This window comes from Aeromonas sp. 604443 (assembly GCF_049170315.1).
GTDB classification, from domain to species: Bacteria; Pseudomonadota; Gammaproteobacteria; order Enterobacterales; family Aeromonadaceae; genus Aeromonas; species Aeromonas veronii_A.
This window is the reverse complement of the sequence record NZ_JAAKMI010000001.1, coordinates 16,079-33,971: the sequence shown is the minus strand read 5'-3', so window position 1 is coordinate 33,971 and position 17,893 is coordinate 16,079. Positions and strand designations below refer to the sequence as shown.

The 17,893-nt window shown below is 59.5% G+C and carries 14 protein-coding genes and 1 tRNA gene; 5 read left to right on the top strand and 10 right to left on the bottom strand.

The features are described from left to right. Positions 1–104: 104 nt before the first annotated feature. The 3 genes from G5380_RS00145 to G5380_RS00135 all read left to right on the top strand — a co-directional run bounded on the left by G5380_RS00145 (position 105) and on the right by G5380_RS00135 (position 4,633). The gene (locus tag G5380_RS00145) at positions 105–3,041 is read left to right on the top strand and encodes an EAL domain-containing protein (protein ID WP_421352170.1); all 2,937 of its coding nucleotides are present in this window, start codon (positions 105–107) and stop codon (positions 3,039–3,041) included. A 65-nt stretch (positions 3,042–3,106) separates the two neighbouring features. Next, the gene (pflA, locus tag G5380_RS00140) at positions 3,107–3,904 is read left to right on the top strand and encodes a pyruvate formate lyase 1-activating protein (protein ID WP_005333994.1); all 798 of its coding nucleotides are present in this window, start codon (positions 3,107–3,109) and stop codon (positions 3,902–3,904) included. A gap of 87 nt (positions 3,905–3,991) precedes the next feature. Beyond that, positions 3,992–4,633: an energy-coupling factor ABC transporter permease gene (locus G5380_RS00135; RefSeq protein WP_005361550.1), complete on the top strand. Its 642-nt coding sequence runs from the start codon at positions 3,992–3,994 to the stop codon at positions 4,631–4,633. Positions 4,634–4,717: 84 nt separating this feature from the next. Here the strand turns inward: G5380_RS00135 and G5380_RS00130 are convergent, their stop codons facing one another. Together G5380_RS00130 and ycfP are read right to left on the bottom strand one after the other, a co-directional pair. After that, positions 4,718–6,010 carry an NAD(P)/FAD-dependent oxidoreductase gene (locus G5380_RS00130; protein ID WP_005333998.1) on the bottom strand — a complete coding sequence of 431 codons (1,293 nt, stop codon included), beginning with the start codon at positions 6,008–6,010 and terminating at the stop codon, positions 4,718–4,720. Positions 6,011–6,084: 74 nt separating this feature from the next. Next, positions 6,085–6,624, bottom strand: a complete 540-nt coding sequence (gene ycfP, locus G5380_RS00125; RefSeq protein WP_005334000.1) for an alpha/beta hydrolase YcfP — start codon at positions 6,622–6,624, stop codon at positions 6,085–6,087. A 505-nt stretch (positions 6,625–7,129) separates the two neighbouring features. Here ycfP and G5380_RS00120 point away from each other — a divergent pair. Next, on the top strand, positions 7,130–8,536 hold the full coding sequence (locus G5380_RS00120; protein ID WP_421352169.1) for a nucleobase:cation symporter-2 family protein: 1,407 nt from the start codon (positions 7,130–7,132) through the stop codon (positions 8,534–8,536). Positions 8,537–8,599: 63 nt separating this feature from the next. Here G5380_RS00120 and G5380_RS00115 read toward each other — a convergent pair whose 3' ends face one another. From G5380_RS00115 to G5380_RS00105, 3 genes are all read right to left on the bottom strand, one after another. Further along, positions 8,600–10,396 (bottom strand): M3 family oligoendopeptidase, encoded by a 1,797-nt coding sequence (locus G5380_RS00115; protein ID WP_266133818.1) that lies wholly within the window; start codon positions 10,394–10,396, stop codon positions 8,600–8,602. A gap of 123 nt (positions 10,397–10,519) precedes the next feature. Then, a complete protein-coding gene (locus G5380_RS00110; protein ID WP_257696067.1) occupies positions 10,520–11,440 on the bottom strand; it encodes a DUF808 domain-containing protein in 921 nt (306 codons plus the stop codon). Position 11,441: 1 nt separating this feature from the next. Continuing rightward, positions 11,442–11,582, bottom strand: a complete 141-nt coding sequence (locus G5380_RS00105; RefSeq protein WP_416034114.1) for a hypothetical protein — start codon at positions 11,580–11,582, stop codon at positions 11,442–11,444. A 251-nt stretch (positions 11,583–11,833) separates the two neighbouring features. Here G5380_RS00105 and G5380_RS00100 point away from each other — a divergent pair, with 251 nt between their 5' ends. Next, positions 11,834–12,436 (top strand): DUF924 family protein, encoded by a 603-nt coding sequence (locus G5380_RS00100; RefSeq protein WP_421258453.1) that lies wholly within the window; start codon positions 11,834–11,836, stop codon positions 12,434–12,436. Positions 12,437–12,503: 67 nt separating this feature from the next. On the opposite strand, the gene G5380_RS00095 is transcribed toward G5380_RS00100, so the two are convergent. The 5 genes from G5380_RS00095 to G5380_RS00075 form a co-directional block, all read right to left on the bottom strand. Next, on the bottom strand, positions 12,504–14,123 hold the full coding sequence (locus tag G5380_RS00095) for a methyl-accepting chemotaxis protein (RefSeq protein ID WP_266133816.1): 1,620 nt from the start codon (positions 14,121–14,123) through the stop codon (positions 12,504–12,506). Positions 14,124–14,227: 104 nt separating this feature from the next. Further along, positions 14,228–15,487 (bottom strand): dicarboxylate/amino acid:cation symporter, encoded by a 1,260-nt coding sequence (locus tag G5380_RS00090; protein ID WP_005334018.1) that lies wholly within the window; start codon positions 15,485–15,487, stop codon positions 14,228–14,230. Between the two features lie 204 nt (positions 15,488–15,691). Further along, positions 15,692–16,123, bottom strand: coding sequence for a CC0125/CC1285 family lipoprotein (locus G5380_RS00085; RefSeq protein WP_216980324.1), 432 nt, complete (start codon positions 16,121–16,123; stop codon positions 15,692–15,694). A 216-nt stretch (positions 16,124–16,339) separates the two neighbouring features. Beyond that, a tRNA-Pro gene (locus G5380_RS00080) sits at positions 16,340–16,416 on the bottom strand. Between the two features lie 112 nt (positions 16,417–16,528). After that, positions 16,529–17,872, bottom strand: coding sequence for a dihydroorotase (locus G5380_RS00075; protein WP_075115531.1), 1,344 nt, complete (start codon positions 17,870–17,872; stop codon positions 16,529–16,531). Positions 17,873–17,893: the final 21 nt, after the last annotated feature.

Genomic DNA, 17,893 nt, shown 5'->3' with positions numbered 1-17,893 from the left:
ATAAATTAGACTTTTCTAATTTAGAATTCAATGAAATTTTGTTTCACACCATTTTGCAGTATTCTTGCAACCCCGACGGTTGCTTAACAGGATGTTGTTTGTTCATGTCGTCTACCGCACTCAGTCATCTTCCTCCTGCCCTCCAGACGCCGCTCTTTTTCCGTCTGGATCTGCGCAGTCAACGGCTGGTCGCCCTGACCGACGTGATGCAAACCCCGCTCTACTGGCTCGATGAGCCGCGCGCCCCCTGGCCTGCCCAGCTGCCCGATGCCCTGCGCCTGCCCATCGAACAACTGTTGGCCAACGGCCATGGCGGCAAGATCACCGTGCGCTTTGCCAGCCAGCTCTGGCACATCGCCCTCGCCCACGAGCAGGATGGCTTCTGGCTCATCTGTCTGCAGAACCTTCGCCAGGAGCCCATCGCCGATCTGGCATTGCAACTGCCGCGCCTCAGCCAGATGGCGAGCCAGCAACAGTATGCGCCCCTGCTCGAGGCCCTTAAAGAGAGTTTGGGGGCCGACCGGCTCATCCTCTGGCACTATCAGGCCAACGGCGATCTCGGCAGCGAACAACTCACCCCTGTGTTCACCCTGGGGGTCGAGGCGCTCTACCCCATTCGTGGTGACAGCCGCTATATCCGCGCCCTGCGTACCCGCAAAGCGTTGAGTTTCTCGGAGGCCGCCCACCAGCCGATGCTGAGCAATCACCTCTATCTGACCAGTGCCGGTGTGCGCTCACGCCTCGATGGTGCCCTGCTGGAGCAGGACAAGCTGTTCGGGGTGCTGAGTCTGGAGTATCTCGATCCCACCCCGCTTAGCGAGGAGATGTTGCAACTGGTGCGCAGCAGCGCCCAGCTGCTCGGCCACTGGCAACCGCAACCGGAAGAGCACCGCTCCGAGCTGGCCCTCCCGCCCGAACTGCACCAGCAGACCGGCATCGACTACTGCAAGACGCTGGTAAGCTGGGCCATGAGCGCCAGCGGTGCCCGGGTGGGCTGGATCGGCGAGTTCCAGCCCCGCGGTCAGGATCTCTGGATCATCCCCCGCTGCGTCATCAACGAGGAGATCTGCTCCACCCTCAAGCCCATCCAGCTCGACCCCGGCCCCGCTCAGGAGCTGTTCCAGCACGGTCAGGCCATCTATGTGGAAGATCTGCCCGTACGCTATCCCAAGGCGACCCGGCTGCTTGCCCTCAATGCCAGCGCCTACATCGGCATTCCGCTCCATGGCCAGAGCGGCGCCCCCATTGGCCAGATCACCCTGCTGCTCGATACCCCCCTTGAGGAGCCCGAACAGCTGCTGGATCTATTGAGCAGCCAGCACGAGCGGGCCGCCATCGAACTCAAGCGCCTCGCCACCGACGATGCCCTGCGGCTGGCCGAGGTGGCCTTCAATACCCACGATGGGCTGATTGTGATGGATCACAACGGCATCATCCTCAAGGTCAACCACTCCTTCAGCCGGATCACCGGATTTGGCGAGGTAGAGGTGATCGGTCACTCCATTCGCAAGCTGCGTCCCACCTACTACGGGGATCATCTCAAGGAAGATGTCAGCCGCACCGTCAACGAGCAGGAGTTCTGGCTCGGGGAAGAGCGCTGTCTGCACAAGGATGGGCACCTCTTTCCGGTGCGCTTGATGGTGAACGGCGTCAAGGATGAGCAGGGGGAGCTCAGCCACTTTATCTGCAGCTTCTACGACATCACCCAGGAAAAAGAGGCGGCCAGACATATCGAGCAGCTCGCCTACTACGACGATCTCTGCGGTCTGCACAACCGCCGCAGCCTCAACCATATTTTGCAGCAGACCCTGAGCGCCTCCAACGGCCAGTGGGGCGCCCTGTTGCTGGTGGATCTCGACAACTTCAAGTCGATCAACGACTCCCTCGGTCACGCCTGCGGCGATCTGCTGCTGCAGGCCGTGGTGCAACGTTTCAGGGAGCTGCCCCAGGACAATCTGGTGCAGGCGCGCATCTCGGGGGATGAGTTTGCCCTGCTCTTTACCCAGCTGGGACAAGGGGAAGTCACCGCCAAAATTCTGGCAGAGCACTTCGCCCGCGAGCTGATGGGGCTGTTTCGCACCCCGTTCGACATCGGCGATCACAAACTGCACTGCAGCGCCTCGGTGGGGATCAGCCTCTTCTCCGGCAACGAGACGGATCATCTGGTCCTGATGCAACAGGCCGACACCGCGACCCACATGGCCAAGCGCGCCGGTCAGGGCCACTACGTCTTCTTTACCGAGGCGATGGCCCAGCATGAGAAGAACCGGCTGACCCTTACCAATGAACTGCGCGATGCCCTGCGTCATCACGAGCTGCAACTCCACTACCAACCGCAATACCGGGTCGACAATGGCTCGCTGTCGGGTATCGAGGCGCTGCTGCGCTGGCAGCGCAGCGACGGCACCATGGTGCCACCCGGGGAGTTTATCCCCATCGCCGAAGAGACCAGCCTGATCCTCGAAATCGGCTACTGGGTGATGAAGACCGCCTGCGCCCAATACAGCTTCTGGCTCAACCGTGGCCTGCAGATCCCCCATCTGTCGGTCAACGTCAGTGCCCGCCAGTTCCACACCCAGGGCTTCGTACAACAGGTGGAGTACATCTTGCGCGACACCGGTGTGCCCCCCTCCCGCCTGCTGCTGGAGGTGACCGAATCGGTAGTCTTGGAGAATCGGCAGGAGAGTATTGCCAGAATGTGCCAGCTCAAGGAGCTCGGCATCCTCATCTCCATCGATGACTTCGGCACAGGCTACTCGTCGCTGGCCTATCTGCGGGATCTGCCCGCCGATGAGGTGAAGCTGGACAGAAGCTTCATTCAGACCCTGGTACACAGCGAACAGGACAGAGCCATCGTCAAGGCGATACTCGATCTGGCCCAGGTCTTCCGTTTTACCGTCACCGCCGAAGGGGTGGAAGAGGAGGCGCAGCTGGCCATCCTCAAAGCGCTGGGATGCCAGCATTATCAAGGGTTTCTCACCAGTCGGCCGCTCACCGTCAAGGGGCTGGAGCAGCTGCTTGGCAGCCGGGCGCCGGACTAAAGGTGTAGGATCAATAGGGGTTTATGTAATAAAATAACGGCCTGCTCGAATCGTTGGAGTTGTTTATGTCTGTCATTAATCGGATCCCTGCCGTTGAAATCAGCCAGCCAGCCGGAGCTCACGGCACCGTTGGCCGGATCCATTCCGTCGAAACCTGCGGCACTGTCGATGGCCCGGGAATACGCTTTATCGTATTCATGCAAGGCTGCCTGATGCGCTGCAAGTACTGCCACAACCGCGATACCTGGGATACCGAAGGTGGCCGCGAAGTGACCGTACCGGAGTTGATGAGTGACATCACCAGCTATCGCCACTTCATGAATGCCTCCGGCGGTGGCGTGACAGCGTCCGGCGGTGAAGCCATGCTGCAACCGGCTTTCATTACCGAACTCTTTACCGCCTGCAAAGAGAAAGGGATCCACACCTGTCTCGACACCAACGGCTTCGTCCGTCATCTCGACGAACAGGTGGACAAGCTGCTCGACCAGACCGATCTGGTGCTGCTCGACATCAAACAGATCAATGACGAGAAACACATTCCGCTGACCCACGTCAGCAACAGATACACCCTGGAGTTTGCCCGCTATCTGGCAGCCAAAGGCAAGACCATGTGGATCCGCTACGTGGTGGTGCCGACCTGGAGCGATGACGACGAGAGCGCCGAAGGGCTGGGTCAGTTCATCGCCGAGCTGGGCGAGAGCGTGGAGAAGGTGGAGCTGCTCCCCTACCATGAGCTCGGCAAACACAAGTGGGATGTGCTGGGCGACCCGTACGAGCTGAGCGGGATCAAGCCCCCCAGCAAGGAGACCATGGAACGGGTCAAGGGCATCCTCGGCAAGTACCACAACAACGTCAAATATTGATGGTAAAAGCAGGCTGACTCGTCAGCCTGCTCTGCTATGGGCGGTCGGGAAGGCCGCCCGGACTCTACTGCATAAATGGACGACAAGATGAGTGAAGGACAACTCGCCGCCCTCCTGATCTGGCTGGTACTGCTGGCTTTCAGCCTGCGCCGCTCTCTGTGGCAGACCCTCCATGACAACCCCCTCTATCAACACCTGCTGCTGGGCAGTGCCATCGCGCTGGTGCCACTCTGGTATCTAAGGGCCGGTCTGCATGAGGGGCTGGAGGTCCATTTTCTCGGGCTCACCTCCCTCACCCTGCTGCTGGGCTGGCGGCTGGCACTGCTCGCCCCTTGCCTGACCCTGCTGGTGCTCGGTTACTTCGGTGTCACCAATCTGGCCGATTTTGGCTGGCAAGCGCTGGTTGGCATCGCCCTGCCGGTAGCCACCAGCTGGCTGCTGTTTCTGGCCAGCTGGGCCTGGCTGCCGCGCCATCTCTTTGTCTATATCTTCGTTGCCGCCTTTCTCGGCGGCGCCATCACCATCTCGGTCAAGGTGGCCGCCAGCGCGTTGCTGATGGGGCTAAGTGACAGCTACCCCTGGCACACCATCACCGCGGATTACCTCTCCATCTGGCCACTGCTGCTGTTCCCCGAAGCTCTGCTCAACGGCATGGCGATGACGGTGCTGGCCATCTACCGCCCTCACTGGGTCAATACCTTCTTCGACCGTACCTATCTGGGCAAGTAACGCTCTCTTTCCTGATCTGCGCCCATAAAAAAGGAGAGGCCATCGCCTCTCCTTTTGGTATTCCGAATTCTGTCAAACCTTGGCTTAGTGCAGCTTCAGGGTCGGGCGCAGCACCCGGTTGATGCGACCCACCAGCATGATGAGGCCGGTCTTGACGTAGCCGTGCAGGGCGATCTGGTGCATCCGGTAGAGGGAGATGTAGACCAGACGGGCAATGTAACCCTCCACCATCATGGAACCGCGCATCAGGTTGCCCATCAGGCTGCCCACGGTGGAGAAGCGGCTGAGGGAGACCAGCGAACCGTGGTCGTGGTAGAGGTAGGGCTTCATCTCGCCGCCGTTCATCTTGGCCAGAATGTTCTTGAATGCCTGGCTGGCCATCTGGTGGGCAGACTGGGCGCGCGGCGGCACGAACTTGCCATCCGGCTGCGGGCAGGCGGCGCAGTCACCGATAACGAAGATGTTCTCATCACGGGTAGTCTGCAGGGTCTCTTTCACCACCAGCTGGTTGATGCGGTTGGTCTCAAGACCCGCGATATCCTTCATGAAATCCGGAGCCTTGATACCGGCCGCCCACACCATCAGGTCGGCTTCAATCAGCTCGCCATCCTTGGTGTGCAGACCGTCGCTGGTCGCTTCGGTGATCATGGTGGCGGTACGCACGTCCACACCCAGCTTGACCAGCTCCTGATGGGCGGCACCGCTGATGCGCTCCGGCAGAGCTGGCAGAATGCGCGGACCCGCTTCCACCAGGGTCACCTTCAGGCTATCGGTGGTGAGGTTCTTGAAGCCGTAGGCGTAGAGCTGCTCGACCGCGTTGTAGAGCTCGGCAGAGAGCTCCACACCGGTGGCTCCGCCGCCGACGATGGCAATCTTCACCTTGTCGCCCGGCTTATATTCGGTGGCGAACTGCAGGAAGCGGTTCATCATGCTGTTGTGGAAGCGATGCGCCTGGGAGGGGCTATCGAGGAAAATACAGTTATCCTTGATGCCCTTGGTGTTGAAGTCATTGGAGACAGAACCGATGGCCATCACCAGATAGTCGTAGGGCAGCTCGCGCTCGTTGACCACGATGTCGCCATTGTCGTCGTGGATCGGGGCCAGCACGATGCGTTTATCGTCACGCTTGATGTCGGTCAGGGTGCCGAGCTGGAAGTCGAAACCGTGGTTCTTGGCGTGAGACTGGTAGCTCAGGGCATCGATGCCCGCGTCCATGGAGCCGGTGGCCACTTCGTGCAGCAGGGGTTTCCACAGGTGGGTGCGGTTGCGATCGACCAGAGTGATCTTGGCCTTGTTCTTCTTGCCAAGCTTGCGACCCAGACTGGTGGCCAGCTCCAGGCCACCGGCGCCGCCGCCTACAACGACAATATTCATCATGATGATTTTCCTCGGTTCCTCAAAACGAAAGGGAGCCATTGGCTCCCTAAAACGAAATCGGTCGACGTGATGGATCAGGCTTCTTTGAAGGCCTTCATCCGCTGCAGATGATGCGAGATATTTTTGAACTTATGAGTCTCGCGCTCATCCCACACGATGTCGTAATAGTTCTTCAATTCACGTTCAGTGTCCCGATTATCGCGCACTTCATCCTGAACGGAAAGGATACACAGGCAGTTTCCTGAATTTTTCTTACGAAATTCAGTTACACACTTGGTACCGATATCGTCATATTCTTCCGGCCGGTCGATCTTGCCCTGCATGTTCTCTTCCGGATGGAGGTTGGGGTTGAAGATCACCTGGCGAATGCCGCACAGAAAGCCGATCCGCTCGCTCCAGTAGCCACCAAGACCCACGCCGCAGATCAGCGGTTTGGGATCGGTACTCATATCGAGCTGTTTTTTCACTTCCTTGAGCAGATGGCTCATATCATGACGGGGGTGAACCGTGCTGTAGTGCACGAAACGCACATCATCATCAATAAACTGCAACTGCAGCACTTTCTCGTGATTGCCTGGGCTGGTGGCATCAAAGCCATGCAGATAGATGATCATGGATAAGACCTCAGGATCTGTGTCGGTTTTATCGAAACTACCCCAGCGGCGGCCCCGTGCGCCACCAAAACATCCAACTTTCTTGCTTTGGATCACGCCCCCGCCCCCGATTGCGCCCTGCGGCCCGCGAGCGCCGTCACATGCAGAGGGACGCATTGCGAGCAACCCTCTGGTGCCCGGCTATCAAAGTGAGATCGCCAGACCGATAATGATAAACCCCTTACCAATCTGAGATGCCCCCACCTCCTTCCCCTGCCAGCAGCCGGGCACTTATCTGGCCGGTATGTGACTCATCCCGCAAAAACAAGGCGTTATCGCCAAACGTTTTCGCTCGTGAGCGGCGTTGTGCATGTTTTGTGCACTGACCCGTGCTGCACCGGCTCCCTCTCACCACTGCAAAGGGATCTGGCTCCTCTGTCAATACACGAGATCAATGACCGGGAAAGCTGCGGCTTTCACTATCTTGCCTGTAGCAGTTGCGCGGGCTTCAAGGAGTGATCTGTTCATGAACGAGACCAATCCCCCCTCCCCCCGACCGGGTGTGCGCAAGCGCCCGGTGGATGAAGTGGAGCGCATGCTCCCCATGGGCCAACTCTTTACCCTGGGCCTGCAACATGTGCTGGTGATGTACGCCGGCGCCGTGGCGGTGCCACTGGTGATTGGCGGCAGTCTGGGGCTGCCCAAGGATCAAATCTCCTACCTCATCAGTTCGGATCTCTTCTGCTGCGGCATCGTCACCCTGCTGCAATGTGTCGGGATTGGCCGCTTTGCCGGGATCCGGCTGCCGGTCATCATGTCGGTCACCTTTGCCGCCGTGATGCCCATGCTGGCCATCGGAGCCAACCCGGATCTGGGGCTGACGGGCATCTTCGGCGCCACCATAGCCGCCGGTATCATCTCGACCCTGCTGGTGCCGCTGATAGGTAGGTTGATGCCGCTCTTCCCCACCGTAGTGACCGGAGTGGTTATCACCTCCATCGGGATCAGCATTATGCAGGTGGGGATCGACTGGATGGCGGGGGGCAAGGGTAATCCGGAATATGGCAGCCTGCGCTATATCGGCACCAGCTTCCTGGTGCTCGTCTTTATCCTGTTGGTGACCCGCTTCACCAAGGGCTTTTTCAGCAATATCTCGGTGCTGCTCGGGATCATCTTCGGTTTCGTGGTGGCCATCGCCATGGGCGAAGTGAGCCTCGATGGCCTCGGCGAGGCAGCCTGGTTTGCCCCCATAGTGCCCTTCGCCTTCGGCTGGCCCACCTTCGATCCCATCTCCATCGCCACCCTGACGGTGATCATGCTCATCACCTTTATCGAATCCATGGGGATGTTTCTGGCCCTTGGCGACATCGTCGGCCATCCGGCCAGGCGCGGTGATATCGTGCGCGGGCTGCGGGTGGATGGCATCGGCACCATTATTGGTGGGATATTCAACAGCTTCCCCCACACCTCCTTCTCCCAGAATATCGGTCTGGTGAGCGTGACCGGAGTATCTAGTCGCTGGGTCTGTGTGATGTCGGGGGGGATACTGCTCGCCTTTGGCCTCATCCCCAAGATGTCGGTGCTAGTCGCCTCCATCCCGCCCTTCGTACTGGGGGGCGCCGGTATCGTCATGTTCGGTATGGTGCTGGCAACCGGGATCCGCATCCTGGCGCGCACCGATTACAACAGCAACCGCCACAACCTCTATATCGTCGCCATCAGTCTCGGAATTGGCATGATCCCGACGGTCTCCGGGAATTTTTTCCAGCAGCTTCCGGCGCAGCTACAACCGCTTTTTCATAGCGGTATCCTGCTGGCCACCATCAGTTCGGTACTGCTCAACCTCTTCTTCAACGGCTATCAGCCGGATCTGACTCACCAGACCCGCCCCCTGTTCGTTGGCCCCATCAAACCGCAACAAAAGCAGGCATAACAAACAGGCCTCCGGACAGCGAGACTGTCCGGAGGCCTGTTGTTCATATCACCGCAGACCCAATCAGGCAGGCAACTGCGCGAAGCGCTCAACCGCATGCGCTACCTGTGCCAGACTCCCCTGCCAGAAGGCGGCCTCACGGATATCCTGCCCCAAATGCTTGGCTACCAGATCTTCGGCGCTCATCCGGCCGGTATCGCGCAACAAGGCGCGATAGGCTTCGGCAATGCCCTCTTCCCCCGCCGCCTTGCGGCTCATCAACTGCTGATAGACCCCGAGGCTGAACAGATAACCGAACAGATAGGGATAGTTGTAAAAGCCCAGCCCGGCGATGGAGAAGTGCGCCTTGGCCGCCCAGAACATGGGGTGATAGCGGGTCAGGCTCCCCTCATACCAGCGTCCCCACGCCTCGTCGGTCAACGCTTTGAGTCGCTCTGCGGATACATAACCCTGCGCCCGCTCGGCCACCAAGGCCTGCTCGAAATCGAAGCGAGCCGGGATATTGACCAGGAAGGTGGCCGCACCGTCGGCTTCGGCCCAGGCGATCGCCAACTGCTCTTCGGGACTTTCTGCCTGCTCGAACAGGGCGCTGCGCACCAGAGTCTCGGCAAAGATGGAGGCCGTTTCGGCCAGCGTCATGGGATAGCTGCGCTGGCTCATCGGCAGATCGCGAATGACCCAGTTGTGCCAGGCGTGGCCCAGCTCATGGGCCAGAGTGATGACGTTATCCATGGTGCCGGCATAGGTGACGAAGACCCGCGGTTCGACCGGTTCTGCAAACTTGGTGCAGTAGGCGCCGGTGCGGCGATTTGGCGTGGGCGCCGCATCAATCCACCCCTTCTCGGCCATCATGCGGGCAAACGCCCCCATCTCGGGATCGAAACGGCTAAAGGCATCGGCAATCAACTCGATCGCCTCATCAAAAGGAATGTCGCGGCTGCTGGAAGCAGGCGGCGGCGCAAAGAGATCCTCCGGCCCCAGATCGTCGAGACCAAGGCGCTCGGCCATCAGCTCTAGGGCGCGCTGGCCCAACCCACGGGCTCGCCAGGTTTCGCTCATCAGGGCATCGAGGGTGGCACGCTCGATATGGCTCTGGTGGCAGGAGAGATCCAGCGCATCGAGCAACCGGGTGTTGCCACGCTGGCGGGCCAGCTCCAGCCGCCAGCCGTTGAGGGCATTGAGGATGGCGGCCACCGTCTCCTGCTCTCCCTCCCAGCCAGCACTGATGGCATCAAAGGCTTCTAAACGCAGCGCACGTATCGGGCTGGAGAGCAGATTGCTCGCCTCGGCCAGCCCCATCTCGCGGCCATCAATGGTCAAGCGGATCTTGCCCACCAGATCGTTATAGAGGTTGCCCCAGGCGTGCAGACCATCGGTGCCCAGACCAATCACCAGCTGCTCCGCCGCCACCGGCAAGCGCTGATCCTGCAAACGACGCTCATGGCCCAAGCGGTACGCCTCCTCGCCGAGCAGCGGATCACTCATCAGCGCGGCAAATTCAACTTCCGGCAGCGCCAGCATCAGATCTTCCACCGGCGCCAGGGTCTTGAACAGATCGGCGTTAAGGGCGCGGGCACGGGACGCCAGCTGTTTGGCCTGCGGATCCCGCGCATCCTGACTGCCGCGGCACGCGGCCAGAATGGCGACGTTCCAGCCGATATGGCGAATATCGCGGGCGCGCAGCCGCACTTCCCGCAAGAAATCCTGCAGCGCAGCGTCATAGTCGCGCACCCCGTCCAGGCCTGCCATATAGCTGGCCAGCTCTTCCAGCGCGTGGCGGGCGGCGCGCATGTCCGCTTCCAGCTCGGGGCTGTCGAGGCCCGGGTAGATATGGTCGTTATTCCACTGTTGTTGATACATAACTTCTCGCAAAGACCTTTATCGGGAGGCGCAGCAGACCTGCGGGCAGCAAGTCAGAGACCGGGCAACCCGAAGGCCAAAAAATGAAGAGAGGAAAAAAGAGACAATGGCCCGCAAGCTCGCTTATCCCTTGGCCGGGGCAAGACGGCTCACCAGCGTCATCACGGCAACCAGCAGCAGACCCGCCACCACACCGGCCACGGCGTTGAGCAGCGTCGGCGTCACCGCCGCCAGTACGGCCCCCACTGTGGGCAGGGTGGCGACAACAGCGGCTGTACCTTCAATCAGGTGATGGGCAAAAGGCCAGCCATGCACCAGAATGCCGCCGCCCACCATAAACATGGCGATGGTGCCGACCAGTGCCAGCAGGTGCATCAGACGAGGAGCCGTCACCAGCAGTCCCTGCCCCACCGCGCGGCGCAGGGCGCTGCCATCGTGCTTTTGCAGCAGATGCAGACCGATGTCATCGAGCTTGACGATCAGCCCCACCAACCCGTAGACCCCGATGGTCATCAGCAGGGCGATGCCCGCCACTACCGAGAGCTGCAGCGCGAGGCTTGCTCCCTGTACCGTGCCAAGGGCGATGACGATGATCTCGGCAGAGAGAATAAAATCGGTGCGGATCGCTCCCTTTACCTTCTGCTGCTCGAAGGCCACCAGATCATCAGGAATGGGCGCTGTATGTGCCTCACCCTCGCTCACTTCATGAGGCAGGAACTTGTGGGCCAGCTTCTCGGCCCCCTCAAAGCAGAGGTAAGCACCTCCCAGCATCAAGAGTGGCGTGATAAGCCAGGGCACCAGCGCACTGATGGCGATGGCGGCGGGCACCAGAATCAGCTTGTTGCGAAATGAGCCCTTGGCCACCGCCCACACCACCGGCAGCTCCCGCTCGGCACGCACTCCGGAAACCTGCTCCGCGTTGAGGGCCAGATCGTCCCCCAGCACCCCGGCAGTCTTCTTCGCCGCCATCTTGGTCATCAGCGCCACGTCATCAAGCACGCTGGCGATATCATCGAGCAGGGCCAACAAACTGGTTCCAGCCATATCAAAGATCCCTTATATCAGTGAGAAACGTCTTCCCGAAAAATGTCTCGCGCTTGTTCACCACGACCTTGGTCATCAGCGCCACGTAATCAAGCACGCTGGCGATATCGTCGAGCAGGGCCAACAAACTGGTTCCGGCCATATCAGAGATTCCTTATATCAGTGAGAACAACCCCGGGAGAGAGGTGTACGTCCCGATAACCACCGGGGTCAAGAGGGCCACCTCATGGCGATGGCAGGCCATCATCGGCCGAGCCAAGAATCCGGCGCTCGCCATCGGGGGGTTACGTCTTTCGGGCAAAAGATGGCACAGTGTAACGAGAAGCTGCCGTTTCGGCAGCACCCCTGAGCCATTTGTTCCTGGTTCCCTCTGAATCACATCAAGGAGTTCCCATGCCACCCTGGCAACCTCTGATCGATTTCTGGTTTGGCGACGAAGCCGATGACGTCCTGCGGGCCACACGGCAAGCCCCGCTCTGGTGGGGAAAAAGCAGCGAAACGGATGCCCTGCTGGCCAGCCGCTTTGGCGAGCTGGCAGAGGCCGCAGCCAAGGGTAGTCTCGCCCACTGGGCCGATCTCCCCAGCGGTCGGCTGGCGCTGATCCTGCTGCTCGACCAGTTGCCCCGCAATATCCATCGCGGCACGCCTGCAGCCTTTGCCCGGGATCCGCTGGCACGGGGTCTCTGCCTGAAAGGGCTGTCCATCGGGGCGGACAAATCCCTCTCACCACTGGAGCGGGTCTTCTTCTATCTGCCGCTGGAGCATGCCGAATCCCGGGAGCAGCAGGCCAGAAGTGTGGCGCTGTTCGAGGCACTGGCTGCCGAGCAAGCTGGCACACCGGCGCAGGCGACCTTTGCCGGATTTGCCGACTTTGCCCGCCGCCATCAGGTGATCATCGAACGCTTTGGCCGCTTCCCCCACCGCAACGACATTCTGGGTCGCACCAGCACACCGGAAGAGGCGACATTTTTGCAGCAACCGGGCTCGGGCTTCTAAGCAGGCCATATAAAAAATCCCCGCCAGCTAGCTGGCGGGGATAGCAGATGGATAACAACTCTCGGCGTTACTGAATGCGATAGCGGGATATCTGCTGGTGGATGCTCTCGGTGGTGACATTGAGCTCCTCGGCTGCGGCTGAGGTCTCCTCCGCTGTGCTGCTGGTTTGCTGCACGACCTGAGCAATCTGCTCTACCTGGTGAGCGATCGACTCGGCGGCCGAACTCTGCTCGCGGATGGCATTGGTGATCTCGCCCACCTGCTCCATCACCCGGTGCGACGCACTGCGGATCTCGGCAATAATGGCGCCACTCTCGGTAGCCATGTTGACCCCCTGGCTCACCTTCTCCTCCACCAGATGCATGCGGGAGACCGTATTGTTCGACTCCTGCTGGATCGCCTCTACAGTGGCAGATATCTCCTGAGTGGATTGGGCTGTGCGCTCAGCCAGTTTGCGCACTTCATCTGCCACCACCGCAAAGCCACGGCCGGACTCCCCGGCCCTCGCCGCCTCAATGGCCGCGTTCAAGGCCAGCAAGTTGGTCTGCCCCGCCACATCACGGATCACGTTGACCACACCGCCAATGCGCGAAATGCCCTCACCCAGCGCAATGACCTCGGCCGAGGCCTGCCGAATGGAGTCGGCGATCTCGTTGATGGCATGAACGGTACGATCTATGGTTCTGCTTCCTTCGCTAGCCAGCTGCCCTGACTCATTGGTGATACGGCTCGTCTCCTGGGTACGCTGGGAGATATCTGTGATGCTGACAGTCATCTCTTCCACACCGGCGGCGATCAGACTGGTAGCATCATTGGCCTGACTGGCCGAGCTGGCGAGGTGCTGCGCCGCTTGAGAGAGGGATTCGGCAGTGCTCTTGATCTGCAAGCTGCCGACGGAAAATTCGGTAAATGTCTGTTGCAGCGTATCGAGCAACCGGTTGACCGCATTGAGGGTCAGACCAATCTCATCCTGCTGTTTCACATCCGCTCTGAGGGTAAAGTTGAGGTCGCGCTGGATCCGGGTCAGGGTATCCATGGCGGTGCGAAGAGGATTGGCCACCTGATTGAACAACCAGACAAACAGCCCCATCGTCAGCACAATGGTGCCACCGGCGATAAACAGCAGGGTTTGCAGGCTGTTGTCGTAGTTCTCCTGGCCCTGCTTCTTGAGCGCCAGTCCCAAATCCATATTGAAGTTGACGTGAAGCTCGATTGCCTTGGCAAACTGCTGGAACACTCTGGTGGCTTCTCCCGCCAGCATGTCTCGCGCTTCATCGTTCTTGTTTTGTCTGGAGAGCTGCAGAACCTTGTCTATCTCCTGATAATATTGCGCGACAATACGTTGATCATCGTCGGTCAGGCGCCGATCTTCATCATTGGAGAGCATCTCAGCTTTGTATTTGTCGAGCAGTGAAGTGATCTGTCCCTGTATCTCGGTGATACCCGTTTCGATCTGCTGCATCTTGCCGGTGTCAGTATTGAGCACATGTGTCTGCACCAGCGAGTGCAATTCATAGAAATCGGCCTGCACTTGCTTAATCAGCGAAATACTGGGCACCGTATTGTCCGTCACATAGCCTAAATCCCGGTTGGCCGAATCGAGGCGGTTGATACTGAACCAACTGAGAAAAATGAGCGTCAGCATCACCAGCAGCGCGATCAGTTGCAGTCGACGAGCAATATTCATAACCGTACACTCCAGATGAAAACTATCTAGCAGTGTAGACGAGCCATAAACAACAACGGCCCGCATTGGCGGGCCGTTGTTGTTTATTTTTCATGGCGTTGTGATCAGGCTTTGGCTGGCTCACTCTCGCCCAGCGCGACGGTTTCACCCAGACTGTCTTCGGTCTTGGCCACCACGCTGGCGGCGATGGCGTTGCCCAGCACGTTGGTGGCAGAGCGGCCCATGTCGAGGAAGTGATCGATCCCCAGCAGCAGCAGGATGCCCGCTTCCGGAATATGGAATTGGTTCAGGGTGGCGGCAATCACCACCAGAGAGGCGCGCGGTACCCCGGCCATCCCCTTGGAGGTGACCATCAGCAGCAGCAGCATGGTGATCTGCTGGGCCATGGAGAGCTCGATTCCATACGCTTGGGCAATGAACATCACCGCGAAGGTGCAGTACATCATGGAGCCGTCGAGGTTGAAGGAGTAACCCATCGGCAGCACGAAGCTGGCAATGCGCTTGTCACAACCGAACTTCTCCAGACGATCCAGGGTCTTCGGATAGGCGGCTTCAGAGCTGGCGGTCGAGAAGGCGAGCAGGATGGGTTCGCGGATCATCGCCAGCAGCTTGATGACACGACCACGCAGGAAGACGCTGCCCATGGCGATCAGCAGCAGCCAGAGGCAGGCCAGCGCGATGTAGAACTGGGCCATAAAGCTGCCGTAGGTAACCAGAATACCCAGCCCCTCTTTGGCCACCATGGCGGCGATGGCGCCAAATACCGCGAACGGCGCAAAGTTCATCACGTAACCGGTCACTTTTAGCATGATCTCGGCAGCGCTGGCCATCAGCACCACCACCGGCTTGGCCAGATCGCCGAGCGCAGCGGCGGCCAGACCGAAGAAGAGTGAGAAGACCACGATCTGCAGGATCTCGTTGGTGGCCATTGCCTCTACCACGCTTTTGGGGATGGCGTGGGTCACGAAATCTTTCAGGGTAATGGCACCGGCAGCAATGCCCGAGCTGGCGGTGTCATTGGGCAGGGAGAGCGAAAGCCCCACACCCGGCTGCATCAGGGTCACCATCACCAGACCCAGGCTCAGGGACATCAGGGAGGCCAGCATAAACCAGCCGAGGGTCTTGGCACCGATACGCCCCACGGTGCGGGTGTCGCCCATCTTGGCGATACCGACCACCAGGGTGGTGAAGACCAGGGGAGCGATGATCATCTTGATCAGTCGCAGGAAGATATCGGTCAGGATCGTGATGTTATTGGCAAAATCCGCAGCCTGATCTGCGGCAAACATGCGATAGCCCTGGCCGGTGAGGATGCCAAACATCATGGAGATGAGGATGGCGACCGTCAGTTTATTCATTTTCATGGGGGAGTCCCGGTTTTGATTGGTGCAAGCCGTAAACGGTGGCATGGGAGCCACAACAGTCCGTTTTTGTGATCCGAGCCGTTGATTCCTGGCGGCTGGTATGCTGGGAGAATGCCTAAAAGCAGGGGGTAAATCTAGAGGCTTTCTCCAGAATTTTATCCTGCCATTAGGTGTATGTGATATAGATCTTGCAAACCACCAATATTAATCACTGTTTATTTTGATTTCAGCGAGATATTTCGCATCCAGAGTTCGCTCATCGAGTGCCCGTGGCAACAGGCGAAAAGTGAGCAGCGCCGAGATGGTATGCTGCACCTGCATCTGGGCCATAAAGAGATCCGGCTCATCCTCGTCAAAGCCGAAGATCGGCCGTGATGGGGTCACCCTGACGGCATCGCGGTTAATGGTCAGCTCATCGACCTTGAGCCAGGAGTAACCCTCTGCCAGTGCCAGCTCCCCTGCCCGCTTGAGCACATATTTGCGGGCGGTCTCCCTGTCCACCAGATCGTTGCCGACAAACTCCAGCTGCCACTTGTCCGGGCCAAGCCGGGTCTGGGAAAAACCGGTCTGGCCGTTCCAGAATGACTTTTCACTCTGGTAAGGGGTGGCGCAGCCCACCAGCAGCAGGGTGAGCATCAGCAGACAACAGGGTTTAGATACGGATGCAGACACGAGAGGCCTCGCCAGGCAAATGAGCAACAGAGTTGTTACTACACCATAAAGCGCGGTGACTGCACAATCTGCTCACGCCAGCAGCGACCAGCGTGCATCACCACAGGCTTCACGCCTGTGCGGCGAATCGCAGGCAAAAGAAAAGGCCTTGTCGTTTGACAAGGCCTTTACCGGGGAATTTGGTCGGTGTGAGAGGATTCGAACCTCCGACCCTCTACACCCCATGCAGATGCGCTACCTGGCTGCGCTACACACCGACGGAGTCAGCTCGGCTGACGGGGGCAGAGTTTATGGAGATGACCCCGCCCTGTCAACAGGGAAACGCCGCCAATTCCTCGGCCACGGTGCGTTCGCCTGCTTTGCGAACAATCAGCGGTTAAAGGTCAGCCGCTTGCCCAGGATCTGGTCAGTCACCTGCCCGTTTTGCCAGGCGATCTGGCCATTCACCAGCGTCATCTCCACCGTGCTGTGGAAGCGGTAGCCGTTGAAGGGTGACCAGCCACAGTGGTAGAGGATGTTGTCGTCGTTGACCACATAGGGCTTGCCCAGATCCAACAGCACCAGATCGGCGAAGTAGCCCTCGCGGATATAACCGCGATCCTGCACCTGGAAGCGCTCGGCTACCGCGTGGGAGGTCTTCTTGACGATAGTCTCCAGGGTAAACACGCCGTTGTGGTAGAGCTCCAGCAGCGCCTGCAAAGAGTGCTGCACCAGCGGTACGCCGGACGGCGCCTTGAAGTAGCTGTTCTGCTTCTCTTCCCAGGTGTGGGGCGCGTGGTCGGTGGCGATGATGTCGAGCACGTCGTTGCGTACCGCATCCAGCAGTGCCTGCTGGTCGGCGGCACTCTTCACCGCAGGGTTGCACTTGATCAGGCTGCCCTGGGTCTCGTAATCGGCTTCATTGAAGAAGAGGTGGTGAACGCACACCTCGGCGGTGATGTTCTTGTCCTTCAGCTCGCTCAGGTCGTGGCTGGCGGTAAACAGCGACAGCTCCTTGGCCGAGGTCAGATGCAGCACATGCAGCTTGGCACCGTATTTTTTCGCCAGCGCCACCGCCATGCTGGAGGATTTGTAGCACGCCTCGTCACTGCGAATGCGGCCGTGCTCGCCCATCGGCACATTCTCGCCCCACTTGGCTCGCGCCGCCTCTTCGGCCTTGGCGATGGTCGGGGTGTCTTCGCAGTGGGTGACGATCATCACCGGACTTTCGCGGAAGATGGCCGCCAGGGTCTCCTGATTGTCCACCAGCATGTTGCCGGTCGAGGAGCCCATAAACACCTTGACCCCGCAGGACTGCTTGGGGTCGAGACGCTTGATCTCTGCAAGGTTGTCGTTGGTGGCGCCGAGATAGAAGCTGTAGTTGGCGACGGAGGAGTTGGCGGCGATCTGGTATTTGGCTTCGAGGGCGTCGAGGGTGGTGGTCTGGGGATTGACGTTGGGCATTTCCATGAAACTGGTGGTGCCACCGGCGACGGCGGCGCGGGATTCGCTGGCGATGGTCCCCTTGTGGGTCAATCCCGGCTCCCGGAAGTGGACCTGATCATCGATCATTCCGGGGATGAGGTGGCGACCTGCCGCATCGATAACCAGCGCATCGGGCGCCTCGATATCCGGGGCAATGCGGGCAATCCGTTCCCCCTCGATCAACACATCGGAGGCATAGATGCGGCCTTCGTTGACCAGGGTGGCATTTTTGATAAGCAGTTTGTTCATGGGGGGTTCCAGTTCCTTTGC

Coding starts and splice junctions, on each gene's coding strand:
- G5380_RS00095 (WP_266133816.1), bottom strand. CDS start 14,123: ATGAATATTGCTCGTCGACTGCAACTGATCGCGCTGCTGGTGATGCTG.
- ycfP (WP_005334000.1), bottom strand. CDS start 6,624: ATGATCATCTATCTGCATGGCTTTGATGCCACCAGCCCAGGCAATCAC.
- G5380_RS00105 (WP_416034114.1), bottom strand. CDS start 11,582: ATGGCCGGAACCAGTTTGTTGGCCCTGCTCGACGATATCGCCAGCGTG.
- G5380_RS00075 (WP_075115531.1), bottom strand. CDS start 17,872: ATGAACAAACTGCTTATCAAAAATGCCACCCTGGTCAACGAAGGCCGC.
- G5380_RS00135 (WP_005361550.1), top strand. CDS start 3,992: ATGAGTGAAGGACAACTCGCCGCCCTCCTGATCTGGCTGGTACTGCTG.
- G5380_RS00085 (WP_216980324.1), bottom strand. CDS start 16,123: ATGCTCACCCTGCTGCTGGTGGGCTGCGCCACCCCTTACCAGAGTGAA.
- G5380_RS00110 (WP_257696067.1), bottom strand. CDS start 11,440: ATGGCTGGAACCAGTTTGTTGGCCCTGCTCGATGATATCGCCAGCGTG.
- G5380_RS00100 (WP_421258453.1), top strand. CDS start 11,834: ATGCCACCCTGGCAACCTCTGATCGATTTCTGGTTTGGCGACGAAGCC.
- G5380_RS00130 (WP_005333998.1), bottom strand. CDS start 6,010: ATGATGAATATTGTCGTTGTAGGCGGCGGCGCCGGTGGCCTGGAGCTG.
- G5380_RS00115 (WP_266133818.1), bottom strand. CDS start 10,396: ATGTATCAACAACAGTGGAATAACGACCATATCTACCCGGGCCTCGAC.
- G5380_RS00090 (WP_005334018.1), bottom strand. CDS start 15,487: ATGAAAATGAATAAACTGACGGTCGCCATCCTCATCTCCATGATGTTT.
- G5380_RS00120 (WP_421352169.1), top strand. CDS start 7,130: ATGAACGAGACCAATCCCCCCTCCCCCCGACCGGGTGTGCGCAAGCGC.
- pflA (WP_005333994.1), top strand. CDS start 3,107: ATGTCTGTCATTAATCGGATCCCTGCCGTTGAAATCAGCCAGCCAGCC.
- G5380_RS00145 (WP_421352170.1), top strand. CDS start 105: ATGTCGTCTACCGCACTCAGTCATCTTCCTCCTGCCCTCCAGACGCCG.